Origin of the sequence: Rhodococcus opacus (assembly GCF_012396235.1) — a bacterium.
Lineage (GTDB): Bacteria > Actinomycetota > Actinomycetes > Mycobacteriales > Mycobacteriaceae > Rhodococcus_F > Rhodococcus_F opacus.
The window spans coordinates 103004-125646 of sequence record NZ_JAAXPA010000025.1 but is presented as its reverse complement, the minus strand read 5'-3'; the positions used below and the strand labels follow the sequence as shown (position 1 = coordinate 125646).

Genomic DNA, 22643 nt, shown 5'->3' with positions numbered 1-22643 from the left:
CGATCGTCGTCTACCGCCTGGTCAGCTTCCTGCTCATGGCCACCATCGGCTGGATCGTCTTCGCGGCACGCTTCCGGGGTGCGCAGCAGCAGGGCGAGGAGGGCCCGGACCCCGCACCACTGTGGCGTCCCGGCACGTGAATATGTCCCGCTGAGAGAGAAACCCGGGCCGAGGCGGCCGACGACGGTCCTACGGTCGAGCCGTGACGGAACCGGAAACACAGGAAAAGCAGGTTGTCGTCGTCACCGGCGCGGCCTCGGGAATCGGGGCGGGGATAGCCCGGCACGCGCACGCTCGCGGTATGGCAGTGCTCCTCGCCGACATCGATACGGCCGCGCTGGATCGTCTGGCCGCAGATCTGGGCGGAGCCGCCCTCACGTGCGCAACCGACGTCGCGGACTCCGGGTCCGTCCACGCCCTGGCCGATCTCGCGTACGACTCGTTCGGCCGGGTGGACCTTCTCTTCAACAACGCCGGAATCATGCGGGCCGGATTCCTCTGGCAACTCGGCGAATCCGACTGGGACGCCGCCCTCGGTGTCAACGTCACGGGTGTCGTCAACGGGATCCGGGCGTTCGTTCCGCGCATGATCGACCAGGGCGGCGGACGCGTCGTCAACACGGCCTCGGTCGGTGGATTCGCGCCCGGTCCGATGATGTCGCCGTACAGCGCATCGAAGTTCGCGGTCGTCGCGATCACCGAGTGCCTGCAGATGGAGTTGACCATGGTAGGCGCCCCGGTGTCCGCGAGCGTGCTCGCGCCGGGGCCCGTCGTCACGTCCGTCTTCGACAACCCGTTCGGGGCGGTCTCCCATCCGGCCGTCGATCGGATGGTCGCGCAGATGCGCGAACTGCTCGGCACCCACGGTCTCGACGCAGACACTTTCGCGGAATTGGTCTTCGCAGGCATCGACCGGGGCGACTTCTGGCTCGCACCGCAGGGTGAGCACCTCGACAGCATGGTGCGCCAGCACACCGCCACCATCCTCGAGCGGCGAGAACCGGTAATCCGGCAGTCGTTTCGCTGAGCGCGCGAACTAGCCGCCGAGGCGCCGGAACACGAGACGGACCGCGAGCCCGAGGTGAGCCATCACCTCGTCCACCGAGATGCGGCCGGCCACCCAGGACACCAGGCTCGACATCCAGACGTCACCGATCACCCGGATGGCGTTCAACTGGTCGTCGGAGATGTGCTCGACACCGATGGTCTTGGCGAACATTTCGGTCATCAGCGCGCCGAACGCATCCAGTTCGGCCGAGGCCGACGCGTCCGCGAACATGAACGCGCGCACCAGGGCCTCGTAGCGCGGCCGGTCCTTCTCGAGGACTTCCGTGTTCTTCCGGAGGACGAACAGGATCCGCTCCGACGGCGTGTCCCCCGGGATCGCGACGTCCTCGAACCGGGACCGCATTCCCTCGAACACCATCAACAGGCCCATCACCAGCATGTGGTTCTTCGACGGGAAGTAGCGGTACACGGTGCCCAGCGCGACGCCCGCCCGATCGGCGATGGCCCGCATCTGCACGGCGTCGTACCCGCCCTCCGAGGCGAGTTCCATCGCTGCGGCGACGATCCGCTGATAACGCTCCCGCTGGGGGGCTTTGGCCCCACGCGAGGGCAGCTGCCCGTTGCGAAGCAACGACAGTAGCCCGTCGCGGCCCGCCGTCAGCGGCTCTTCAGCACTGCTCATGGACGTCAGCCTAGCGACAGTCACCTCGGTGCCGTCCGGCGACGGCACCGGTTCCGGTCGTCACGATGTCCGGATTGCGTGGGCCACCCCCGGATAGACTCGCCTCGACCGCCGGAGGTTCCCGTGCCCAGAGTTCATGTCGGACCCGAGGATCGTGTGATCCGGCTGCCCGACGGACGCCTGATGGGTTTCGCGGAGTACGGCGACCCCCGCGGATTCACCGTCGTGAACGCCCACGGCGGGCTCGCCGGCCGTCTCGACGTCGCGGCCGCCGACCGGAGTGCTCGCGACGCGGGCATCCGGCTCCTGTCCCCCGACCGTCCGGGGATCGGACTGTCGGATCCGCAGCCGGGCAGGACGGTCCTCGACTGGGCCCGGGACGTCGAAGACCTCGTGAATCGCCTCGGCGTCGGCCGTTTCGGTGTCCTGGGGTGGTCGATGGGCGGGCAGTACGCGCTCGCGGTGGGCTCCGGCGTGGCGTCGCGCGTGACAAGTGTCGCGGTGATCGCCGGGGCCCTGCCCCTCACCGAACCCGGGGTGTTCGCCCAGCTTCCCGCCGGGGACCGCGTGTTCACCCGGCTGTCCCAGCACGCCCCGCTGGTGGCGCGGAGCTGCTTTCGCGTCATGGGCGCCGTCGCGCTGCGTGCTCCGCGCCTGTTCCGGCGACTCGGCGCCCGCGACCTCGGCGCCGCGGACGCAGCCGTTCTCCGCTCCGAACCCGTCCGGAACTTCTCGCTCATGTCCGGTGAGGCTCTCCGGACGGCGCCCGGGATGGTGGAGGACTACTGCGCGTGGATGCGGCCGTGGGGGTTCGCGCCGGAGGATCTGACCGTGCCGGTCGACGTCTGGGGTGGAACCGAGGACGAACTCGTGCCCACGACCTGGCCGCCCGAGCTCGCCCGCCGGATTCCCGGCGCCAGGCTGAACATCCGCACCGGTGGTCATTTCATGGCTCACCTGCACTACCGCGAGATCTTCGACACCCTGCGGCGGCGCTCGGAGTCCTAGGTCGCTGCCGTTAGTTTGTCGAGCCACTCCCGCATCACGAGGAGTTCGCCGGCACTCAACCCGGCCCGGCCCGCGTCGGCGTCGAGGGCGCGCGCGAGCGCGTCCGCCTTCTCGACCACCTCCCTCGAGGTCTCCGACAGCACAGTGGGCGCCGGCCGGATCAGCCCGGCGATCACGTTGTCGCGCAGTTCCCGTGACAGGGAGAGGTCGACGCGGCCCTCCGGCTGCGCGATGAGGTGCAGGGTCATGCCGACGTTCGCCGCCACGAATTGCCCGGCGGCGGCCGCAGGCGTCACGCGCAGGCGTCCCTGCTGCGCGATCTCGGTCAGCAACTGGAGGAGCCTCGTCTCGGCGACGGAGGTCACCGCACACGGCTTGCCTGGAGCGACCTGCCCGTACAGCAGGACGTAGAACGAGGGATTGTCGAGCCCGTAGCGGACGTGATCGTCCCAGCCGTGCCGCAGGTCGTCGACCGGGTCGTCCCCGCGCCGATTCGTGGCCCGGACGTACTGGCCGAAACCGTACTCCACGACCGCGTCGAACAGGCCCTGCTTGCTGCCGAAGTGGTGGTACAGCGTCGGGGCCTGCACGCCGGCGAGGTCGCAGACGGCGCGGGTGGACACGGGCTTGCCCTTGGCCTCGTCGAGTAGTTGGGCCGCCGCCTTCAGCAGACGGTCGCGGGCGTCACCGGCCACACTCTTCTTTGTCACACCGCTATGCTACTTCTATAGCGTCGCTATACGCACGGACTGCCGGGCCGGCAGGGACAACGCACAGGGACAGGGAGATCACCATGAGCACCACCACGACACCCGAGATCGTCACGCGCTACTTTCGGGCAGCCGACGCAGGAGACCTCGATGCACTCACAGCATGCTTCACCGACAACGCGGCCGTGACCGACGAAGGCCGGACCGTCCGCGGGCGCGACGGCATCCGGCAATGGCGCAGGGACCTCGAATCGAAGTACACCTACACGGTCGAGGTGACCGGAACGGAAACGGCCGCCGACGACACTTACGTGATCACCACCACGGTGAAAGGAAATTTCCCCGGGAGCCCGGTGGAACTGAAGTACGAGTTCGTTCTCAGCGACGGCCTCGTCGACACACTGCGGATCGCACCCTAGCGACACGGACAACGAAAAAACTCCGCTGTCGACGTTCTCGACAACGGAGCTTCGGTGAATCGTGGTGGCCAGGGCCGGGATCGAACCGGCGACCTTCCGCTTTTCAGGCGGACGCTCGTACCAACTGAGCTACCTGGCCGGACGGCACCCGAACCGAATGCCTATCGCATTGTGTTGCCGATACTCGGTATCGGCAACACACTTGCGACCCTGACGGGACTCGAACCCGCGACCTCCGCCGTGACAGGGCGGCGCGCTAACCAACTGCGCCACAGGGCCTTGCTTGTCCTGCTGTTGCTTTACCAGTGTAAAGCGTTACTGCGTGTCACTTTTACTGCCGTCGAACCATACCGCATGCTCGACACCGGTCAAACGTACCCCCTACGGGATTCGAACCCGCGCTACCGCCTTGAAAGGGCGGCGTCCTAGGCCGCTAGACGAAGGGGGCCCGCCGGATTTCTCCGAACCAGTACCTCAACGGCGTTCCGTTGGGAGCTTGGATAGCTTAGGACACGGATCGAGAATTTCCCAAATCGCCAGGTCAGACTACGAATCGGGAAGTTCCGAACCGGAATCCGGCCAGCCTTCCCTCGCAAACTTCTCCAACCATTCGGGTGAAGCCATCGCTTCGAGGATCACTTCGAGCGATTCCGCGAACCGCTCGCCGAGGTCACCCTCCAGCGCCGTCATGTCGGACATGTACCGCTGGCCGGCGAGGGACGCCGCCAGGACCCTGGTGAACTTCTCGGGATCGGCGTCGGCGCGCAGCAGTCCGTCGCGCTGAGCGCGGATCGCGAACTCGTGCGCGGCGCGCCCCCACACCTGCGAGCCGCCGGACTGTACGTCCGGATAGAACTCGGGTTCGACGATCAACCGGAACTCGGCCCGCACGATGACGCTCGAATGGAACAGCTTCGCCAGATCGATCACGAAACCGTGGAGGGCTTCGAACGGCCCGATGTCCGTGCGACTCGTCCACCTGTCGGTCAGCGCGGTGAATTGCTCGACTCCGGACTGAAGAACGGCACGGGCAAGTTCTTCCTTCGACTGAAAGTGGAAGTACATCGCCCCCTTGGTGGCGTTCGAGCCCTCGAGGATCGTGTTGACGGACGCCGCCGCATAGCCGCGCTTGGCGAACTCGATGGCGGCCGACTCCACCAGCGCAGCGCGAGTGCGTCGCGCACGTTCCTGTTGACGTGCCATGACGGTAAATCCCTCTCCGAGATGCAGTAGCCCTCTTTCCGCCCTACTGGGACGAGCATGGAGCCATACATAACAGTATCCCCGTTTTGAAAGAACCGACAGAGCAGTCTGTAGATCATGGAAACTTCCCAGAAACCAACCCAAAGACCTTTATGGAGCTGAAACCGGACTGCTGCCGAAAACACACCAAGTGGTATAATTTGGGTCGGCTCGGGTGCGCTGCAGGGGGTGCGCACCCGAGCCGACCCTTTTCACCCCCCGCGCGGCGCGCCGTGCCGGGGGTCCTGTTTTCTCGGTCACGGTCTGCGCACTAGACTCTGGCCCCGCGCCCCTATAGCTCAGTTGGTAGAGCTACGGACTTTTAATCCGCAGGTCGTAGGTTCGAGCCCTACTGGGGGCACTCTCCCCTTACTCGGCACCATGCCGGGTAAGGGGCACGAGCACTCATTCGCGGCCCGGCGCTTCCGCCGCCGCAGGCGTCCCGATCAGACGACGAACCGCCTCGACAGTGGCCTGCCGCCGCTGCGCCACCGTGCGCTCCCCCGACTTTGCCCCCGCCTGCTTGCGGCCGCCGCGGGCGGTGGCCAGTGACAAGGCGATGTCGGTGATCACGAGCAGCAGCTCGCCCGCGTTCCACGACGGATCGACGAACCCCTCCTGCTGCCCACGCCGAATCTCGGCGATCTTGGGGCGCAGCGTGAGGATCCGCGCATCGTCGGCGATCTGCTCGCGCACCTCCAGGTCGGCCCACTTCTGCAGCCTCGCGTTCTCGGGGTGCGCCACGTAGTCGTCGAACAACCGGCCCGCGTAGCCCGGCAGATCGTCGCCCCGCAACGCCGTCTGTTCCGTCGTCTCGGCGATCCATTGCGTGATGACGGCGTCGAACAGCGTTTCCTTGCTGTCGAAGTACGCGTACAGACGGTCCTTGCTTGCCCGGGCCGCCTCCGCGATGCGGTTGATCCGGGCTCCGGCGACTCCGTGGCGGGCGAACTCCGCCTTGGCCGCGGCGAGGATCCGTTCTCGCGTGGCTTCTCCCGCTGTTCGCATTCCGACATCCTAAATTGCCCGTTGCCGAACCATCTGGTTCGGCGTAGCGTGCGCAGTTGACGAACAGTTTGGTTCGTAAACCTCGCGCCCCTCACCCCAAGGACCGTTTTCATGGACATCGATCAGGCCCGCAGCACGTTCCACGAGCTCCGGGGGCGCGAGAGCGGCGTCTCGCCCGACGAACTCGACGCCGTGTGGGCGGCGCTCGACACCGTCAGGGCCGAAGACATCCTCGGCAGCTGGAAGGGCGACGACTTCGCCACCGGACACCGCCTCCACGAGAAGCTGTTCGCGAGCCGCTGGCACGGAAAGACGTTCCACTCCCTCGAGGACGCGAAGCCGTTGATCTGCCGGGACGTGGACGGCAACCTCTATTCCGACATCAAGGGCGGCAACGGCGAAGCCAGCCTGTGGAACATCGAGTTCCGGGGTGAGGTCACCGCGACCATGGTGTACGACGGCGCACCCATCTTCGACCACTTCAAGAAGGTGGACGACTCCACCCTCATGGGCATCATGAACGGCAAGTCCGCACTGGTCCTCGACGACGGTCGGCACTACTACTTCCTGCTCGAAAGAGACTGAGCTCCAATGCAGGTCACAGCAGCGGTCTCACGCGGACCCGATTCTCCGTTCACGCTGGAGACGGTCGAACTCGACGAGCCCCGCGCGGACGAGGTACTGGTGCGCATCGTCGCCACCGGCCTGTGCCACACGGACCTCTTCACCAAGGCGGCCCTCCCCCGCGCCGCCGGCCCCGCCGTCCTCGGGCACGAAGGTGCCGGGATCGTTGTCGACGTCGGGTCACGCGTGAGCGGGGTGGCGCCCGGTGATCACGTGATTCTCAGTTACCGCCACTGCGGCGATTGCGACCAGTGCCGAAGCGCGGGTCCGGCGTACTGCGTCGACGCGCACCGGCTGAACAGTTCGGGCCGACGCGCGGACGGTTCGGCCACCGTCACCCAGAACGGCGAGTCCGTGCGCGCCGCGTTCTTCGGCCAGTCCAGTTTCGCCGAGCACGTCCTCGCAACCGCCGACAACGTCGTCGTCGTCGACAAGTCCGTCGACCTGGCCGCCGCGGCGCCGCTCGGCTGCGGGTTCCAGACGGGTGCCGGTGCGGTACTGAACGTGCTCCGGCCGGGCCGCGATTCGAGTGTGGTCGTCTTCGGCGCGGGCAGTGTCGGGTTCGCCGCGCTGCTCGCGGCCCGATCAGCCGGCGTCGCAACGCTTCTCGCCGTCGATCCGGTACCCGCGCGACGTGCGCTCGCGGAGGAGTTCGGCGCGGTCGCGCTCGATCCCGGGTCACAGGACGCGGTCGCATCGATCCGTGCGGCGACGGGCGGCGGCGCCACCCACGCCCTGGACACGACGGGGATCCCCGCCGTCATCGGCCAGGCATTGTCGTGCCTGCGCGCGCGGGGCAGCGCGGTGGTCGTCGGCCTCGGCGCACCCGAAGTGGTGGTGAACATTCAGGATCTGATGCTGAGCGGCAAGACCCTCCGCGGCTGCGTCGAGGGCGATTCTTCGGTACAGCAGTTCATTCCGCAGTTGCTGGCGCTGCACGCGGACGGGAAATTCCCGTTCGACCGTCTCGTCACCGAGTATCGATTCGACGACATCAACCGCGCCGTCGCCGATCAGGCCGCGGGCACGGTGATCAAGCCCGTGCTCGTGTGGTGAATTCGCTCAGGGCGTGGCAGGTGACGGTCCGACCGGCGGCCCGTCGCCCACCTGTCCGTCCTTCGCTTTCGAATCTCTTCGCATCTCGGCGAGATCCTCGCCGCGCTTGCGGTACGTGAAGCTGACTCCGGCGACGCCGAGGAACAGCACCACTCCGATGATGGCGCCGGCGAGCGATGCGCCGCGGAATCCGGGCGCGTCGACGTCCATGATCCGTTCGCCCGCGTGCGCTGCGCTGTTGCCGCCGAGCACCACACTGAGCGTCAGCAGGTTGGGCAGCACCACCAGGACACCGAGGATCAGCAACACGATCTGCACCGGCTTGAACCGGCGCCGGCGGAACAGCCGCCACGCTCCGCGGACCAGCAGCAGCGGCAGGAGGGTGCACAGGGTGCCGAACAACAGTCCCCACAGGATGCCGCCGCCGAAGCTGCCGTTCGCCAGTCCACCCACGTTCTGGGCCCACGCCCGCGGGAGGTAGGCCGCGAGGATGAAGTAGGCGATGACCAGCACCACCAGGAGGACTGCGATGCCGATGGCCTTCTTGGCCCACGCAGGCAGGCCCGATTTCGCCGGTGTGGAAGTGGATGCGCTGTCCTCGGTCGTCATGACTGGTCTCCCTGCGTCGGCAACGGTTCTTCGTCCAGCACCTGCTCGGCCAGTCGCTTCGGGGCGACGAGCGTGTACGACGTCCTGATCCACTCACGCAGCTGTTCCCACCGAGGCTCGTCCGCGTCCGCGACGTCCAGTGCGATCCAGCCGTGTCTACCGAGACCGTATCCCGCGGGCTCGGCCCCTGGTTCCGTTGCGACGACCGCTTCGGCCTCGTCGACGGTGAGCTTCACCGTCAACCGGGTGGCCTCCACGTCACTGAACACGAAGTTCTTCCCCCGCACCCGGAACGTCAGGTGTCCATCCCATTGGGCGACGTCCACGCGCACGGCTTCGGGCAACTCGGCGACGATCTGTTCCAGGCGGCTCATGTTGTTGCCCATGTGACGATTGTCGGCAGCGCCCAGACCGACCGCAACCGGCATAACGGACATACGCGGGATTTCCCGCCGCCGAGACCGCGGTGAAGTCGGCGCTGCCGACGCTCGTCGGCGGGCTCGACGGGGTCCTGGGTGGCCTGCTCGGAAAGGGTGCGGGCGGCGGACTGGGCCCGGGTGGCGATATTCACACCTGGGGTGGATCGAATTCCCAGGAGACCGACAACCCGGACGAACGGGTTCCGCGCAACCGCCGACACGGCTCGAGTTACGACAGGGAATCTGTGGAGACCGACAAATCTGTAATCGTCCACAACTGTCCGCGCGTCGCTGTGATGATCTCTCCCTGCGATGATTACGCTGGTCACCGCGTACGCACGCTCATCAGTACACTGTCATGTAACGGTTCGCCGCGTGGCGGCGACACATCCCGGAAGATCCATTACGGATCGGTAACTTGGACGGTTCCCGGGCCGCCGACGGCGTTTACCAACCTACTTACGGTGCCGTAGGCTGAACAAAGTCAAATTGAGCTACTGGAGGCATTACACATGGCGAGGGATCTGACCCAACTCGAACTGCTGCAGGAGTTGTCGCCGGTTGCAGAAGAGAACGTCAACCGCCACATCTCCATGGCCAAGGAATGGCATCCCCACGACTACGTTCCGTGGGACGAAGGACGCAACTTCGCCGCGATGGGCGGCATCGACTGGGATCCCGAGCAGTCGCAGCTCGACGAGGTCGCCAAGGCTGCGATGATCACGAACCTCCTCACCGAGGACAACCTGCCGTCGTACCACCGCGAGATCGCCGAGAACTTCTCGCAGGACGGCGCGTGGGGAACGTGGGTCGGTCGCTGGACCGCCGAGGAGAACCGTCACGGCATCGTGATGCGCGATTACCTCGTCGTGACCCGCGCCGTCGACCCCGTCCAGCTCGAGCGTTTCCGCATGGAGCACATGACGAACGGCTTCGCCTCCCCCGCCGACGTCGACGCCGGCTTCCTCCACTCCGTCGCGTACGTGACGTTCCAGGAACTCGCCACCCGCGTCAGCCACCGCAACACCGGTAAGGCGTGCAAGGACCCGATCGCCGACAAGATGCTGCAGCGCATCGCCGCCGACGAGAACCTGCACATGATCTTCTACCGCAACATGTGCGGTGCTGCCCTCGACCTCGCGCCCGATCAGGCGCTCGAGGCCATCAACATGATCGTCCAGAACTTCCAGATGCCGGGCGCCGGCATGCCGAACTTCCGGCGCAACGGTGTGCTCATGGCCAAGCACGGCATCTACGACCTGCGTCAGCACCTCGAAGAGGTCTTGATGCCCGTCCTGCGCAAGTGGAACATCTTCGAGCGGACCGATTTCACCGCCCGCGGCGAAGAGGTCCGCGAGAGCCTCGGCAAGTTCCTCGAGAACCTCGAGGGCCAGGCCACCAAGTTCGAGGAGCAGCGCGACCGCATGCTGGCCCGCGAGGCCAAGAAGCGCGAGCAGAAGGCTTCGTGACGTAAACAGTTATCCTGTGCCCGGTACCGGATTCGGTACCGGGCACAGTTTTTGTTCCAGCACTTTCCCAGAGGTCGTCAATGTCATCCCTTCGTATCGGATCGCTCGAGCTGCGCAGTCCGGTGGTTCTGGCCCCCATGGCCGGGATCACCAACGTCGCGTTCCGCACGCTGTGTCGTGAGCTCGAGACGGAGCGCGCGGGCAGCACGTCCGGCCTGTACGTCTGTGAGATGGTGACCGCGCGTGCGCTGGTGGAACGACAGCCCGCGACCCTGCACATGACGACGTTCGGCCCGACCGAGACCCCGCGGTCGCTGCAGCTGTACACCGTCGACCCCGACACCACGTACGCCGCGGCCAAGATGATCGTGGACGAGAACATGGCCGACCACATCGACATGAACTTCGGCTGCCCGGTTCCCAAGGTGACCCGCAAGGGTGGTGGCGCGGCGCTGCCGTACAAGCGCACCCTGTTCGGCCGGATCGTCGCGGCGGCCGTGAAGGCGACCGAGGGGACCGACGTCCCGGTGACCGTCAAGTTCCGCGTCGGCATCGACGCCGAGCACCACACGCATCTCGACGCCGGCCGGATCGCCGCCGGCGAAGGCGCCGCCGCGGTCGCACTGCACGCGCGTACCGCCTCGCAGCGGTACTCCGGCACGGCCGATTGGAACGAGATCGCCCGGCTCAAGGAACACGTCACGGACGTGCCCGTACTCGGGAACGGCGACATCTTCGCCGCCGAGGACGCGGCCCGCATGATGGAACAGACAGGGTGCGACGGCGTCGTCGTCGGGCGCGGATGCCTCGGGCGCCCATGGCTGTTCGCGGAGCTGAGCGCCGCACTGAACGGAAACCCGCAGCCCACTCCGCCCAATCTCGGCGAGGTGGCCACGATCATCCGCCGGCACGCGGAGCTCCTTGCCGATCACCACGGCGAGGACAAGGGCCTCCGTGAACTGCGCAAGCACGTGTCCTGGTACCTGCGGGGCTTCCCCGCCGGGTCCGAACTGCGGGTCGCGATGGCCCTCGTGAGCACCCTCACCGAACTCGACGACCTCTTGGTTCAGCTCGATCCGACCATCCCGTTCCCCAAGGACGCCGAGGGACCACGGGGACGTCAGGGGTCACCCGGGACGGTCGCGCTCCCCGAGGGATGGCTCGACGACCCCGACGACTGCCTGGTACCCGCCGGCGCCGACCTCATGCATTCTGGTGGTTAGCAGCACGAACGCGCGTCACCTCGCTACATGTGTGGAGCCCCGACGTTCGATAAGTACTATGGCTGGAATCCGTCGAGGCCGACGGAGGTCGGAGTCGGCGGAGAGGTCAGGTTGCATCGGTGGGTGATGATCACAGCTCGGACTCACCGACTCCCGAATCCCGCGCCCCCTGGGAGCGTCCTCTCGCGGATCCCAGCTACCGAGAAGCCCAGTCGGGACGGCCGCGGCGACTCCCGCCGCGGCAGCCACCACCCGAGCGGACCGCGCCACCCGAACGGACCGCGCCACCCGAGCGCCGTGCGCAGGTAGAGCGCACCGAACCGTCCCGCCACGACAGTGGCCGGATCGGCCGCCGGGCCGCGGGTGGACCCACCGAAGCGCTCTCCGTCGCAGACCTGGTGAAGAAGGTTTCCGGGGAAGAACCGAGCGAGCCGGACGATCCGGACAAGACGGAGATCATTCCCCCGATCGACGAGCGGCAGCCGCCGCCTCCCGGGATTCCGCCGCGGGAGACCCCTGCCGCGCCTCCGCCGCCGGATCCGGAACCCCCGCAGAGCACGCCCGAACCCGAATGGGTCGCGGATTCCGCCGAGACCACTGCGGTACCGCAGGTGGTCGGCAACCCGGGCACCACCCGCCTGGCCCTCAACAAGACCCGTAAACGCAAGCGTCTGCGTGCAGCAGGACGGGCCGTCGTCGCGCTCGTGGCGGTGGTCGCACTCGCCGGAACCGGCATCGTCTGGGGTTACCTCCGCTCCACCGAAGGCAAGTTCGACCAGATCGCGGCACTCGACACGGAGTCGACCGACATCGTCGACGCCGTCGGGCAGACCGGTGACGAGACCTATCTCATCGTCGGCAGCGACACCCGCGCCGGCGCGAGCGGCGAAGTGGGTGCCGGAACCATCGACGACGCCGAGGGATCCCGCGCCGACACGGTGATGCTCGTCAACATCCCCGCCGACCGAAGCCGGGTGGTCGCGGTGTCGTTCCCCCGCGACCTCGACGTCGAGCGGCCCGTCTGCCAGGGCTGGGACAACGCCAGCGGCACCTACACCGAGGAGACCTTCCCCGCCGCCGACGGCGACAAACTCAACGCCACCTACGCGCTCGGCGGACCGAAGTGCCTGGTGAAGGTGATCCAGAAGATGTCGGGTCTGAAGATCGGCCACTTCGTCGGCATGGACTTCGCCGGCTTCGAGTCGATGGTCAACGAGATCGGCGGGGTCAAGGTCTGTACCACCCAGCCGCTCGAGGACGGCGTCCTCGGCACCGTTCTGCCGGAGGCGGGCACTCAGATGCTCGACGGCAAGACCGCACTGAACTTCGTCCGCGCCAGACATGTCGAGGCGGAGGGCAACGGCGACTACGGCCGCATCAACCGTCAGCAGAGATTCCTGTCCGCCCTGCTGCGGGGCGCCCTGTCCAGTCAGGTGCTGCTCAATCCCGGCAAACTGAACGGCTTCATCAACGCGTTCACCCGCGACACGTTCGTCGAGAACATCGACACGAAGTCGCTGGTCACGCTCGGACGCTCACTGCAGAACGTCGATGCGGGCGCGGTCACGTTCCTGACGGTGCCCACCGCAGGCACCACCGAGTGGGGTAACGAGATTCCCCGCACCGACGACATCAAGGCCATCTTCCGCGCCATCATCGACGACGAGGCGCTGCCCGGCGAGAAGCGTGCGGAACCCCTGCCCTCCGCCCCCGAACCGCAGGCCGCGCCGGCGCCGCTGTCGGTCCAGGCCGTCGACCCGTCCAGCGTGACCGTGCAGGTGTCGAACGCATCGGGTGAGTCGGGACTGGCCGCGACCGTGGCCGACTCGCTGGCCGCCGAGGGGTTCCAGATCTACAACGTCGGCAACTACACGGGAACCAGCGGCGAGACCGTCGTCCGGTTCTCGCCGGGCCACGAAGCCGAGGCGGCGACCCTGGCGTCGTCGTTCCCGGGTGCGGTGCTCGAGTCGACCACCGGACTGGGGACGGTCGTCGAGGTCGCGCTCGGTTCGAACTTCTCCGGGACCGTCCAGACACCGAGCCCGATCGACACACCGCTCAGTATGTCGGACGTGCGAATCGGCCAGCCCGAGGACGTGGAAATCCCCGCGGACCTTGCGGTTGTGAACGCAGGCGACACGTCCTGCGAATGAGCGCCCGCCGGGTTGCGTCGTTCACCCCGCGTTCACCGTGTGATCGTGACTTGGTTTCCCGTGCACCGTAGGCTGTGAACTCATGCGCGTGGCTTACAACGAACAGATGACCGAGCTTGCCGACTTGCTCGGTGAGATGGCGGGGCTTGCGGGGGTCGCCATGGAGCGCGCCACCCAGTCGCTGCTCCAGGCAGATCTTTCCCTCGCCGAGCAGGTGATCGGCGAGCACGACAAGATCACCGAGCTCAGCACCATCTGCGAGGAGCGGGCGTTCGCCCTCCTCGCCCTGCAGGCACCGGTCGCCGGCGACCTCCGCTCGGTCGTCAGCGGGATCCAGATCGTCGCCGACATCGACCGCATGGGTGCGTTGGCTCTCCACGTCGCCAAGATCGCGCGCCGCCGACATCCCAACCACGTGCTTCCCGAAGAGGTCAACGGTTACTTCGCCGAGATGGGACGCATCGCCGTCTCCATCGGCGCCGCTGCCCGCGAGGTTCTCGAGACGCGTGACCCCGAGAGGGCCGCCCGCTTGCGTGAAGAGGACGAGGCGATGGACGACTTGCACCGTCACCTGTTCACCGTGCTCATGGACCGCGAGTGGAAGCACGGCGTGGCCGCTGCGGTCGACGTCACCCTGCTCGGCCGCTTCTACGAGCGTTTCGCCGACCACGCAGTCGAGGTGGGCCGCCGGGTGATCTTCCTCGTCACCGGCAAGCTGCCCGACGACACCGAGACCGCCGTAGCCGACGCCGACAGCCTCACCTCGTACCCGGAACTGTAGAACTCCGCCAACACTTTTCGCGCGAACGGGACGCTCGTACGGTCTGACCGTACGAGCGTCCCGTTCGTCCGATGCCGCCGTCCCCGGACACGAGAACGCCCCGGCCGGATCTCCGGTCGGGGCGTCCTCGTGTGCTCGGTCTATCCGAAGCGGCCCGAGATGTAGTCCTCGGTGGCCTTCTGCGTCGGGTTGGAGAAGATCTTCTCGGTGTCGTCGATCTCGACGAGACGGCCCGGCTTGCCGGTGGCCTCGAGGTTGAAGAACGCGGTCTGGTCACTCACACGCGCCGCCTGCTGCATGTTGTGGGTGACGATCACGATCGTGAAGTCCTTCTTCAGCTCCGTGATCAGGTCCTCGATCGCGAGGGTCGAGATGGGGTCGAGCGCCGAGCAGGGCTCGTCCATCAGCAGGACGTCGGGCGAGACCGCGATGGCCCGGGCGATGCACAGACGCTGCTGCTGACCGCCGGACAGTCCGCCGCCCGGCTTGTCGAGACGGTCCTTGACCTCGGTCCACAGGTTGGCGCCGCGCAGCGACCGCTCGGCCACCTCGTCGAGACGCTTCTTGTTGCGCTCGCCCTGCAGCTTCAGCCCGGCCACCACGTTGTCCTTGATGGACATCGTCGGGAATGGGTTGGGACGCTGGAACACCATGCCGATCGTCTTGCGCACGCCGACCGGATCGATGCCGGAACCGTAGATGTCCTCACCGTCGAGCAGGATCGAACCCTCAACGCGCGCACCGGGAGTCACCTCGTGCATGCGGTTCAGCGAACGCAGCACCGTCGACTTGCCGCAGCCGGAGGGGCCGATGAAGGCGGTCACGTTCCGCGGGGGGACGGACAGCCCGACATCGGCGACGGCGTGGAATTTGCCGTAGTAGATGTTGACGTCCTTGAGATCCAGACGCTTGGCCATTACCGGCTCCCTACTGATTGGTGTTCGAAATCGAGTGTATGTGTCACTTGCTGCGGACCTGCGAGAAGTGGCCGATGACCTTGGCCAGGATGTTGAGGACGGCGATGAGGAGAATCAACGTCAGCGCCGCACCCCAGATGCGGTTGGTACCGGCATCGGTCGGGTTGTTCATCTCGGCGACCATGACGCCGGGCAGCGTGCCCATCTCGCCACCGAACAGGTTGAAGTTGATGAAGGGTGCGTACCCCACGAGGATCAGCAGCGGCGCAGTCTCACCCATCACCCGGGCCAGCGCCAGCATGACGCCCGTGATGATGCCGGGCAGTGCGGTGGGCAGCACGATCTTGGCGATCGTCTTCCACTTCGGAACGCCCAGCGCGTACGACGCCTCCCGCAGGTCCTGCGGAACGATGCGGAGCATCTCCTCCGTGCTGCGGACGACGACGGGGACCATCAGCAGCACCAGAGCGAGTGCTACCGCGAAGCCGGACTTGGGGAAACCGAACGTCGCGATCCACAGGGCGTAGATGAACAGGGCGGCCACGATCGACGGGACACCGCTGAGGATGTCGACCATGAACGTGGTCAGCTTCGCCAGCCGCGACTTCCGGTCGGCGTACTCGACGAGATAGATCGCGACGAACAGTCCGAGAGGAATGGACAGCACCGCGCAGACGATTCCCTGCAGAATCGTGCCGATCAGCGCGTGATAGATGCCGCCGCCCGCCGCCGAGGACGTCAGTCCGCTGAGCGAGTGGGTGAACCAGGTGGCCGACGTCAGGGCAGGGATTCCCTTGATGACGGCGGTGATCAGGACCCACACCAGCGGGACCAGCGCCACGAGCACTGCCAGCGTCACGAGGACGGTGGCGGTCAGATCGATGATGCGTCGGCGGACACCGACCCCCTGGAAGGTGGGGGCCTTGACCGGCTTGTCGAGTGTCGCGGTCATGGGTCAGTCCTTCTTTCCTGCGATCACGGCGCGGGCCGCGGCGTTCACGACGAAGGTGAGAACGAAGAGCACCAGACCTGCGGCGATGTAGGCGCCGGCCTGAATGTTGTTGTTGAACTCCGCGTAGCCGAGAGCGATCTTCGAGGCGATGGTGGCGCCGCCGTCGAACAGCGACCACCCGAAGGGCTGCGACGTGGTGCGCAGGATCAGGTAGAGCGCCATGGTCTCGCCGAGGGCGCGACCCAGGCCGAGCATCGATCCGCTGATGTAGCCCGACTTGCCGAACGGAATGATCGTGGTTCGCACCACTTCCCACCGGGTGGCGCCCAGTGCGAGCGCAGCCTCGATGTGGGACGTCGGTGTCTGCACGAACACCTCGCGGGTGACCGCGGTGATGACGGGAAGGATCATGACGGCGAGGACGATGCCTGCGGTGAAGATGGTGCCACCGCCGGTGATGGAACCGCTTCCGGTCGCGAACAGTGGGAACCAGCCGAGTTTTTCGTTGAGCCACACGGCAAGCGGCTTGATCGCGGGAGCGAACACGAGCAGACCCCACAGGCCGTAGACGATCGACGGCACGGCGGCCAGCAGGTCGATCACGTACGCCAGTGGCCGTTTGAGCCAGTTCGGCGAGTACTCGGTGAGGAAGATCGCGATGCCGAGGGCGACGGGCATCGCGAGGATCAGAGCGAACAGCGAGACGAGGACGGTCACCTGGAAGAGGTCGAGGACACCGAACGCCATGGCGTTGATGTTCTGGGTGACCCACTCGCGGCTGGTGAGGAAGTTGACCTGATTCCGGCTCAGTGCGGGAACTGCGCGCCAGACCAGGAAGATGCCGATCGCGGCGATCAGGATGGAGATGAAGATGGCGGAGGTGGTCGCGAGCGACTTGAAGATCCGGTCCCCCGGCCTGGCGGCGGCCTTGCCGCGGGGTGCACCTGTCGGAGTCGGGATTTCGGCCTTGGTGGTACTCAACTCGGCCTCCGGGGTGCCGTTCGGACCGCCCACCCCGACTCCGCCGGAAGCGGAGCCGGAGGCGCGAGGTGCTGATTCGATGTGCGCTTCACTCATCTGCGCTCGCAATCTTTCCTGGTCAGAATATCGAGTCATGGGCGGGTCCGAACGATTAATGGTGCGATCAGCCGATTGCGGCGACCGATGCGTTCAGCTTCTCCTTCATGGAGTCCGGCAGCGGCACGTAACCCTGCTCTGCCAGGTTGCCCTGCCCCTCGTTGGCAGCGCTGGTCAGGAACGACTTGACCGCGGCCGACGTGTCGGCGTCGTAACCCTTCGAGCACACGATCTCGTAGGTGGCGAGCACCAGCGGGTACGCGCCCGCTTCCTTGGTACCGAAGATCGAGCCGAGGTCGAGGGTCAGATCGCCCACACCCTGACCCTTGAACTGCGCACCCTCGATGGCCTTCGATGCCGACTCGTCGGACAGCGCGACGGGGCCGGAGCCGGTGTCGATCTGTGCGGTAGCAAGCTTGTTCTGGTCGGCGTAGGACTTCTCGACGTAGGTGATCGAGCCCGGGGCGGAGGCCACTGCCTGAGCGACACCGGCCGAACCCTTGGCGCCCTCACCGATTCCGCCGGTGAAGTCGGAACCGGCACCGGTGGTCCAGGCGCCGTTGGAGGACGCCGTCAGGTACTGCTGGAAGTTGTCGGTGGTTCCCGACGAATCCGAGCGGATGATGGCGGTGACGTCCTGGTCCGGGAGGGTGGCGCCGGGGTTGAGCGCGGCGATGGCCGGGTCGTTCCACTTCTTGATGGTGCCGTTGAAGATCTTGGCGGTCACCTCGCCGTTCAGCACCAGGTCCTCGACGCCGTCGAGGTTGTAGGCGAGCGCAACGGGTCCGAAGACCAGCGGCAGGTTCCAGGCCTCGCCGCCGACGCACCGGGCCTTGGCCTGCTCGGCCTGCTCGGCCTTGATCGCCGAGTCGGAGCCGGCGAAGTCGATCTGGCCCGCGATGAACTGGGTCCGTCCGTCGCCGGAACCGCTGGGGTTGTACGCCAGGTTGACGGTCTTACCCTTTTCCTGGCAGACCGAGATGTAGGTGGAGACGAACTGGTCCATGGCGTTCTTCTGGGCCGAGGAACCGGCCGCGGAGAGGTTGGCCTTGCCCTCGCACGTCGCGTTGGACGACGATGCGTCGACGCCGCTCGACGCCGCGTTGTTGTCGCTGCCACACGCGGCCAAGGTCATGGCACCCAGGGCCACTGCACCGAGCAGGGCGCCATTGCGCTTGAGATTCACCTAGTCCTCCGGAAATACCGTCTCGCCCGCGATCGGGCGGCGACATGAGGTGCGCTTCGTTGAAATCTGCACCAGGCAACACGGCGCTGCCCACGGAGAAACCTAGGGGTAGCTAATGTCCAGTTGGACCACGATCGGTGAACGGAAGGTGAACAGACCGAGCATTTGTCCACATTTCCGAGACGAACAACCGGTGCGGAAGTAGAGGAGCGCCTCAGGCGCGCGCGTACGCGACGTCGGTATAGAACCGCTCGAACCCGAGCCGGTCGTAGGTGTGCAGCGCCGACGCGTTGTCGCCTTCGACGTAGAGCAGCACCGCACCGAGCCCGCGGTCACGCAGGTAGTGCAGTCCGGCGAGCGTCAGCAACCGGCCGAGACCACGTCCCTGGGCGTCGGGGCCGATCGCCACCACGTAGACCTCTCCGATGGCCGGCTCGTCGCCCTGCTTCGGGTGCACCTTGGTCCAGTGGAATCCGAGCAGTCTCTGCTCGTCCGAAGCGGCGAACGCCATGAACAGTCCGGACGGATCGAACCAGGCCTCCGAACGACGCTCGGCCAATTCACGTTCGGTCCACGACCCCTGCTCGGGATGCCAGGCGAAGGCAGCGGCATTGACCCGCAGCAGCTCGGGATCGTCCTCGACGCCGCGGTACTCGCGGAGTGAAATATCTTCCGGCACAACAAGTTCTGGGAGTTCCACATCGGCGAGCGGACGCCGGAGCTGCAGAAGTTCGCGCGCACCGGTCAACCCGAGGCGCTGCGCTACCGCCTGCGCCGCAGGCAGGTTTCCGTGCGCCCACACCCGGGCGTCCGGACCACCCTCGGACAGGACCTCGGTGACCAGCCGGCCACCGATCCCACGGCCACGCGCCTCGGGGTCGACGGCGAGTTCAGCCATCGCGGGATGATCCCCGCGCCCCGGCTGCAGCTGCGCGTACCCGACGATCCGATCGGCGTCGGTCTCCACCAGATGACGGACAGCGGCGCTACCGGCGCCGGACACGGCGTGCACGCCCTGCTCCGACACCGGCGCGGTTCCGTCCGCTGCCGCCGCGCGTTCGAGTAGAGCGGACACGTCCGCGGCCTGCTTGCCGTCGAGTCGATCAGTCCAGGACTGCACCGGATCACTCACTGGATCGCCGGCCCTTCCGCGGATTCGAAGTCCGCATCGTCGGCGTCGAGGTCGTCGACGGGCGGCACCGGCGCACCCGACTTGCTGCGGGTGGGACGGACGGCCTTGTAGCCGACATTGCGGACTGTACCGATCAAGGATTCGTACTCGCTGCCCAGCTTGGCGCGCAGACGACGCACGTGAACGTCGACGGTGCGGGTACCACCGAAGAAGTCGTATCCCCAGACCTCCTGCAGCAACTGCGCGCGGGTGAAGACGCGACCCGCGTGCTGTGCCAGGTATTTGAGGAGTTCGAACTCCTTGTAGGTGAGGTCGAGTGGGCGTCCGCGCAGACGCGCCGTGTACGTGCCCTCGTCGATGACCAGTTCGCCCAGCGTGATCTTGCCGGAGGCCTCCGGACTGGCGACCCCGCCGGAGCGTCCGACCAGCAGTCGGAGACGGGCGTCCACCTCGGCCGGGCCGGTGCCCGGGAGCAGGATGTCGTCGAGGCCCCAGTCGGAATTGACCGCCACCAGACCGCCCTCGGTGAGGACCGCCACCACGGGAACCGCGGAACCCGTGCTGCCCAGCAGCCGGCAGAGGCCGCGAGCCGCCGCGAGATCGGTGCGCGCATCCACCAGGGCGATGTCGGCGGAGCTCGCTTCCAGGAGAGAGGACACCTCCGTCGGGGCAGGCCGCACCGAATGTGCCAGCAGGGCGAGGGCAGGCAGCACTGCCTCGGGGTTGGGGTCGGAGGTAAGAAGCAGTAGCTCCACACAGCCTCCCATCTCGTCGCCGTCGTACCCGGCCGGCCGACGGATGGTTCATCCGCCGGTCCAGGTAGATCGACACTGAAGGTATCGACACTTTTGTCGGTGACAGAGTAGCGCGCCGTCGTCGGCGTTCGTTGCACCGAACCCCCCCGGCAACGGGCGCGGAGGTCGCACCGACACTCCCCCGACCGGCGTCCGTCACAATGGGGCCGTGCGGAAACTCATCATCGGAATCGTCGTCCTCGTGGCTCTCGGTCTCGTCGTCGACTTCGGTTCGGCGGCCTACGCGGAGTACCGGGTGTCGCGGGAACTGCGGGCAGGCGCGTCGCTCACCGCGGATCCCGAGGTGACGGTTCACGGTTTTCCGTTCCTCACCCAGGCGTGGGACGGAAAGTACGAGAACATCGAGATCCGCGCCCAGGGAGTACAGAGTGACGTCGTGGGCGAGGTGACGATCGAGTCCACCCTCCTGGGTGTCTCCGCGCCGCTGTCCAACCTCGTCGACGGCTCCGTGAAGACCCTCCCGGTCGATCACCTCTCCGGCCGCATGCTCATCGACGCCACCGACCTGGGTCGCTTCCTCGACATCCCCGACCTGCAGGTTTCGGCCCCGCCCGCCAGCAAGTCGGACGGCACCGGAGGCTCCGGCGGCTCGGGGATGCCGACCGCGGGCGGCGTCGTCCTCACCGGCACCGTCCCCGTCGGGCCCATCGAGACCACCGTCAGCGTGCAGGCCGACCTGGTACTCGACGGCGGTCAGGTGAAGATCGTCGCCAGCGACTTCTACTTCGGGCCCGAAGGCCACGCCGACTTCACCATCCCCGAGCCCCTCGCCCCCGCGATCCTCGGCCTCTTCACCCGGACGATCGACCCCCGGGAACTCCCGTTCGGCGTCCAGCCGACGGAGGTCTACGCGGAAGGCTCGCAGATCGTCATCGAGGGCGTCGGCAACAACGTCACGATCGACCTGAACGAACTGCAGAGCCGATGACCGGAATCACACTGTTACTGATCGCACTGTTCGCCGCCGTCGTGTTCGGGCTCGTCTGGCAACGCCGCCAGGGGACGGTCCGGAGCACCGGCGAGGCTTCCGCGGTCGTGACCGACCAACGACGGCTACTTCTCGAGGCGGCGGGTGTCGGGCCGGGGTCGCCGGAGCATCCTCGACGGGCCACCGTTCTCCACTTCTCCGCCGACTGGTGCGGACCCTGCGCTGCGGTGCGCAGGGTGGTGGGACAGGTCGTCGAGGACCTCGCCGGCGAGCCGGAGCCGCCCGTCGAAGTGGAGGTCGACATCGACGAGTATCCCTCTCTCGCCAAGGAACTCGGCGTTCTGTCGCTGCCGACGACCTTCATTCTCGACGCCGACCTGCAGCAACGCTTCCGGGTGTCCGGAGTGCCCGCCGCGACCGACCTGCGGGCCGCGCTGGGACCCCTCACCCGGCCCCCGGCTTCAAATTCCTGAAGAACCGGGTAAACTCGTCGTCGTGCAATCCAGCCACGAGCTCATGCTCACCCGTCGCCGCACAGTAGACCTGTGCCGCCTCGGGGCTTGTTGCTGTACCTGTTGCTGATCACCAGGGCTGTCGCTTTCTGCTGACACCGCGGATTCCGCGCACGTGATCGAACCCCCGATGACGACGTCTTCCGTCGCCGTTCGGCGCCAGGCAAGCATTCAGGACTCAACGCAGGAGCACTTCTCATGTCCACAACACTCGAGCTCGAGCAGGTCGACGTTCGTGGCCCCCGGTTCGCCGCCTGGGTCACCACCGCAGTCCTCGTCGCCGTGCTCGTCGTGTCGACGTTCTCGCTGGTCGCAGCAGGGATTCTGCTGGCGCTGCAAGCGGTCGTCTTCGCGGCAGGCGCAGCCACCGGACCGCGCCGCAGCCCGTACGGCCGGATCTTCGGCACCCTCGTCGCGCCGCGACTCGCCCCGGGGAGTGAACGCGAACCGGTCGCACCGCTCCGCTTCGCGCAGCTCGTCGGCTTCGTCTTCGCCGCCGTCGGCACCGTCGGCTTCTTCGCCGGCTCCGGCGTCATCGGGGCCGTGGCCACCGCATTCGCCCTGTTCGCGGCGTTCCTCAACGCTGCGTTCGGTATCTGCCTCGGCTGCCAGATCTATCCACTCGTCGTACGCTTCCGCACCGCGGCCTGAAAATTTCACACCGAGAACCACTGCACGATCCACCCGACACAAGTAAGTACACACCGAAAGGA

24 protein-coding genes, 4 tRNA genes and 1 pseudogene are annotated in these 22643 nt (G+C 66.8%); 14 read left to right on the top strand and 15 right to left on the bottom strand.

The features are described 5' to 3' along the window. A pseudogene (locus HGB39_RS40530) lies at positions 1–140 on the top strand (TIGR00374 family protein); the annotation flags it as partial. Positions 141–202: 62 nt separating this feature from the next. Beyond that, positions 203–1027, top strand: a complete 825-nt coding sequence (locus tag HGB39_RS27925; RefSeq protein WP_005563178.1) for an SDR family oxidoreductase — start codon at positions 203–205, stop codon at positions 1025–1027. Positions 1028–1036: 9 nt separating this feature from the next. Here the strand turns inward: HGB39_RS27925 and HGB39_RS27920 are convergent, their stop codons facing one another. Further along, a complete protein-coding gene (locus HGB39_RS27920; RefSeq protein ID WP_005244320.1) occupies positions 1037–1690 on the bottom strand; it encodes a TetR family transcriptional regulator in 654 nt (217 codons plus the stop codon). Between the two features lie 156 nt (positions 1691–1846). Between HGB39_RS27920 and HGB39_RS27915 the strand changes: the two genes are divergently transcribed. Next, on the top strand, positions 1847–2698 hold the full coding sequence (locus tag HGB39_RS27915) for an alpha/beta fold hydrolase (protein ID WP_005563182.1): 852 nt from the start codon (positions 1847–1849) through the stop codon (positions 2696–2698). On the opposite strand, the gene HGB39_RS27910 is transcribed toward HGB39_RS27915, so the two are convergent. Next, on the bottom strand, positions 2695–3408 hold the full coding sequence (locus HGB39_RS27910) for a TetR/AcrR family transcriptional regulator (protein ID WP_242323376.1): 714 nt from the start codon (positions 3406–3408) through the stop codon (positions 2695–2697). The two genes, HGB39_RS27915 and HGB39_RS27910, sit on opposite strands and share 4 nt — an antisense overlap. A gap of 83 nt (positions 3409–3491) precedes the next feature. Here HGB39_RS27910 and HGB39_RS27905 point away from each other — a divergent pair, with 83 nt between their 5' ends. Then, positions 3492–3827 (top strand): nuclear transport factor 2 family protein, encoded by a 336-nt coding sequence (locus HGB39_RS27905; RefSeq protein WP_005563186.1) that lies wholly within the window; start codon positions 3492–3494, stop codon positions 3825–3827. A 62-nt stretch (positions 3828–3889) separates the two neighbouring features. On the opposite strand, the gene HGB39_RS27900 is transcribed toward HGB39_RS27905, so the two are convergent. The 4 genes from HGB39_RS27900 to HGB39_RS27885 all read right to left on the bottom strand — a co-directional run bounded on the left by HGB39_RS27900 (position 3890) and on the right by HGB39_RS27885 (position 5030). After that, positions 3890–3966: transfer RNA gene (locus HGB39_RS27900), tRNA-Phe, on the bottom strand. Between the two features lie 66 nt (positions 3967–4032). Beyond that, positions 4033–4106 (bottom strand) — tRNA-Asp (locus HGB39_RS27895). Positions 4107–4202: 96 nt separating this feature from the next. Then, positions 4203–4275, bottom strand: a tRNA-Glu gene (locus tag HGB39_RS27890). A gap of 98 nt (positions 4276–4373) precedes the next feature. After that, entirely contained in the window at positions 4374–5030 is a 657-nt protein-coding gene (locus HGB39_RS27885) for a TetR family transcriptional regulator (protein ID WP_005254790.1), read from the bottom strand. A 327-nt stretch (positions 5031–5357) separates the two neighbouring features. Here HGB39_RS27885 and HGB39_RS27880 point away from each other — a divergent pair. Then, positions 5358–5430, top strand: a tRNA-Lys gene (locus HGB39_RS27880). Positions 5431–5474: 44 nt separating this feature from the next. Here the strand turns inward: HGB39_RS27880 and HGB39_RS27875 are convergent. Beyond that, positions 5475–6077, bottom strand: coding sequence for a TetR/AcrR family transcriptional regulator (locus HGB39_RS27875; protein WP_005254791.1), 603 nt, complete (start codon positions 6075–6077; stop codon positions 5475–5477). Positions 6078–6188: 111 nt separating this feature from the next. Here HGB39_RS27875 and HGB39_RS27870 point away from each other — a divergent pair, with 111 nt between their 5' ends. Beyond that, positions 6189–6662 (top strand): DUF4334 domain-containing protein, encoded by a 474-nt coding sequence (locus HGB39_RS27870; protein WP_005566650.1) that lies wholly within the window; start codon positions 6189–6191, stop codon positions 6660–6662. Positions 6663–6668: 6 nt separating this feature from the next. After that, positions 6669–7757: an NAD(P)-dependent alcohol dehydrogenase gene (locus tag HGB39_RS27865; RefSeq protein ID WP_005566651.1), complete on the top strand. Its 1089-nt coding sequence runs from the start codon at positions 6669–6671 to the stop codon at positions 7755–7757. 6 nt (positions 7758–7763) lie between these two features. Here HGB39_RS27865 and HGB39_RS27860 read toward each other — a convergent pair whose 3' ends face one another. Next, positions 7764–8366, bottom strand: a complete 603-nt coding sequence (locus HGB39_RS27860) for a hypothetical protein (RefSeq protein WP_005566652.1) — start codon at positions 8364–8366, stop codon at positions 7764–7766. Next, the gene (locus HGB39_RS27855) at positions 8363–8803 is read right to left on the bottom strand and encodes an MmcQ/YjbR family DNA-binding protein (protein ID WP_081276480.1); all 441 of its coding nucleotides are present in this window, start codon (positions 8801–8803) and stop codon (positions 8363–8365) included. The genes HGB39_RS27860 and HGB39_RS27855 overlap by 4 nt, the downstream gene beginning before the upstream one ends. A gap of 494 nt (positions 8804–9297) precedes the next feature. On the opposite strand from HGB39_RS27855, the gene HGB39_RS27850 reads away from it, so the two are divergent. The 4 genes from HGB39_RS27850 (at position 9298) to phoU (ending at position 14411) form a co-directional block, all read left to right on the top strand. Beyond that, positions 9298–10254: an acyl-ACP desaturase gene (locus HGB39_RS27850; RefSeq protein WP_005254796.1), complete on the top strand. Its 957-nt coding sequence runs from the start codon at positions 9298–9300 to the stop codon at positions 10252–10254. An 80-nt stretch (positions 10255–10334) separates the two neighbouring features. Further along, positions 10335–11477, top strand: a complete 1143-nt coding sequence (gene dusB / locus HGB39_RS27845) for a tRNA dihydrouridine synthase DusB (protein ID WP_005244337.1) — start codon at positions 10335–10337, stop codon at positions 11475–11477. 119 nt (positions 11478–11596) lie between these two features. Next, a complete protein-coding gene (locus HGB39_RS27840; RefSeq protein WP_054247754.1) occupies positions 11597–13630 on the top strand; it encodes an LCP family protein in 2034 nt (677 codons plus the stop codon). An 82-nt stretch (positions 13631–13712) separates the two neighbouring features. Next, positions 13713–14411 carry a phosphate signaling complex protein PhoU gene (gene phoU, locus HGB39_RS27835; RefSeq protein ID WP_005254798.1) on the top strand — a complete coding sequence of 233 codons (699 nt, stop codon included), beginning with the start codon at positions 13713–13715 and terminating at the stop codon, positions 14409–14411. Positions 14412–14551: 140 nt separating this feature from the next. Here phoU and pstB read toward each other — a convergent pair whose 3' ends face one another. The 6 genes from pstB to HGB39_RS27805 all read right to left on the bottom strand — a co-directional run bounded on the left by pstB (position 14552) and on the right by HGB39_RS27805 (position 20430). Then, positions 14552–15328: a phosphate ABC transporter ATP-binding protein PstB gene (gene pstB / locus HGB39_RS27830; protein ID WP_005244341.1), complete on the bottom strand. Its 777-nt coding sequence runs from the start codon at positions 15326–15328 to the stop codon at positions 14552–14554. Positions 15329–15371: 43 nt separating this feature from the next. After that, entirely contained in the window at positions 15372–16280 is a 909-nt protein-coding gene (pstA, locus tag HGB39_RS27825; protein ID WP_005573179.1) for a phosphate ABC transporter permease PstA, read from the bottom strand. A gap of 3 nt (positions 16281–16283) precedes the next feature. After that, complete coding sequence (pstC, locus tag HGB39_RS27820; protein WP_005573177.1) at positions 16284–17357, bottom strand: phosphate ABC transporter permease subunit PstC; 1074 nt, start codon at positions 17355–17357, stop codon at positions 16284–16286. A gap of 67 nt (positions 17358–17424) precedes the next feature. After that, the gene (gene pstS / locus HGB39_RS27815) at positions 17425–18543 is read right to left on the bottom strand and encodes a phosphate ABC transporter substrate-binding protein PstS (protein ID WP_005573175.1); all 1119 of its coding nucleotides are present in this window, start codon (positions 18541–18543) and stop codon (positions 17425–17427) included. Positions 18544–18757: 214 nt separating this feature from the next. Then, positions 18758–19675 carry a mycothiol synthase gene (gene mshD, locus HGB39_RS27810; RefSeq protein WP_005573173.1) on the bottom strand — a complete coding sequence of 306 codons (918 nt, stop codon included), beginning with the start codon at positions 19673–19675 and terminating at the stop codon, positions 18758–18760. Further along, complete coding sequence (locus HGB39_RS27805) at positions 19672–20430, bottom strand: winged helix-turn-helix transcriptional regulator (protein WP_005254803.1); 759 nt, start codon at positions 20428–20430, stop codon at positions 19672–19674. The genes mshD and HGB39_RS27805 overlap by 4 nt, the downstream gene beginning before the upstream one ends. Positions 20431–20638: 208 nt before the next feature. Between HGB39_RS27805 and HGB39_RS27800 the strand changes: the two genes are divergently transcribed. The 3 genes from HGB39_RS27800 (at position 20639) to HGB39_RS27790 (ending at position 22581) form a co-directional block, all read left to right on the top strand. Further along, positions 20639–21418 carry an LmeA family phospholipid-binding protein gene (locus HGB39_RS27800; protein WP_005573170.1) on the top strand — a complete coding sequence of 260 codons (780 nt, stop codon included), beginning with the start codon at positions 20639–20641 and terminating at the stop codon, positions 21416–21418. Next, positions 21415–21891: a thioredoxin family protein gene (locus HGB39_RS27795; protein WP_005254805.1), complete on the top strand. Its 477-nt coding sequence runs from the start codon at positions 21415–21417 to the stop codon at positions 21889–21891. The genes HGB39_RS27800 and HGB39_RS27795 overlap by 4 nt, the downstream gene beginning before the upstream one ends. A gap of 237 nt (positions 21892–22128) precedes the next feature. After that, positions 22129–22581, top strand: a complete 453-nt coding sequence (locus HGB39_RS27790) for a DUF4395 domain-containing protein (RefSeq protein ID WP_005573169.1) — start codon at positions 22129–22131, stop codon at positions 22579–22581. The last annotated feature ends 62 nt before the right edge of the window (positions 22582–22643 follow it).

What these genes read in the sequence shown, in the direction of transcription:
- HGB39_RS27855 (WP_081276480.1), bottom strand. Translation starts at nt 8,803, where the DNA reads ATGTCCGTTATGCCGGTTGCGGTCGGTCTGGGCGCTGCCGACAATCGT.
- HGB39_RS27905 (WP_005563186.1), top strand. Translation starts at nt 3,492, where the DNA reads ATGAGCACCACCACGACACCCGAGATCGTCACGCGCTACTTTCGGGCA.
- HGB39_RS27850 (WP_005254796.1), top strand. Translation starts at nt 9,298, where the DNA reads ATGGCGAGGGATCTGACCCAACTCGAACTGCTGCAGGAGTTGTCGCCG.
- HGB39_RS27870 (WP_005566650.1), top strand. Translation starts at nt 6,189, where the DNA reads ATGGACATCGATCAGGCCCGCAGCACGTTCCACGAGCTCCGGGGGCGC.
- HGB39_RS27795 (WP_005254805.1), top strand. Translation starts at nt 21,415, where the DNA reads ATGACCGGAATCACACTGTTACTGATCGCACTGTTCGCCGCCGTCGTG.
- HGB39_RS27885 (WP_005254790.1), bottom strand. Translation starts at nt 5,030, where the DNA reads ATGGCACGTCAACAGGAACGTGCGCGACGCACTCGCGCTGCGCTGGTG.
- HGB39_RS27790 (WP_005573169.1), top strand. Translation starts at nt 22,129, where the DNA reads ATGTCCACAACACTCGAGCTCGAGCAGGTCGACGTTCGTGGCCCCCGG.
- HGB39_RS27865 (WP_005566651.1), top strand. Translation starts at nt 6,669, where the DNA reads ATGCAGGTCACAGCAGCGGTCTCACGCGGACCCGATTCTCCGTTCACG.
- pstC (WP_005573177.1), bottom strand. Translation starts at nt 17,357, where the DNA reads ATGAGTGAAGCGCACATCGAATCAGCACCTCGCGCCTCCGGCTCCGCT.
- HGB39_RS27860 (WP_005566652.1), bottom strand. Translation starts at nt 8,366, where the DNA reads ATGACGACCGAGGACAGCGCATCCACTTCCACACCGGCGAAATCGGGC.
- dusB (WP_005244337.1), top strand. Translation starts at nt 10,335, where the DNA reads ATGTCATCCCTTCGTATCGGATCGCTCGAGCTGCGCAGTCCGGTGGTT.
- phoU (WP_005254798.1), top strand. Translation starts at nt 13,713, where the DNA reads ATGCGCGTGGCTTACAACGAACAGATGACCGAGCTTGCCGACTTGCTC.
- pstA (WP_005573179.1), bottom strand. Translation starts at nt 16,280, where the DNA reads ATGACCGCGACACTCGACAAGCCGGTCAAGGCCCCCACCTTCCAGGGG.
- HGB39_RS27875 (WP_005254791.1), bottom strand. Translation starts at nt 6,077, where the DNA reads ATGCGAACAGCGGGAGAAGCCACGCGAGAACGGATCCTCGCCGCGGCC.
- pstB (WP_005244341.1), bottom strand. Translation starts at nt 15,328, where the DNA reads ATGGCCAAGCGTCTGGATCTCAAGGACGTCAACATCTACTACGGCAAA.
- HGB39_RS27920 (WP_005244320.1), bottom strand. Translation starts at nt 1,690, where the DNA reads ATGAGCAGTGCTGAAGAGCCGCTGACGGCGGGCCGCGACGGGCTACTG.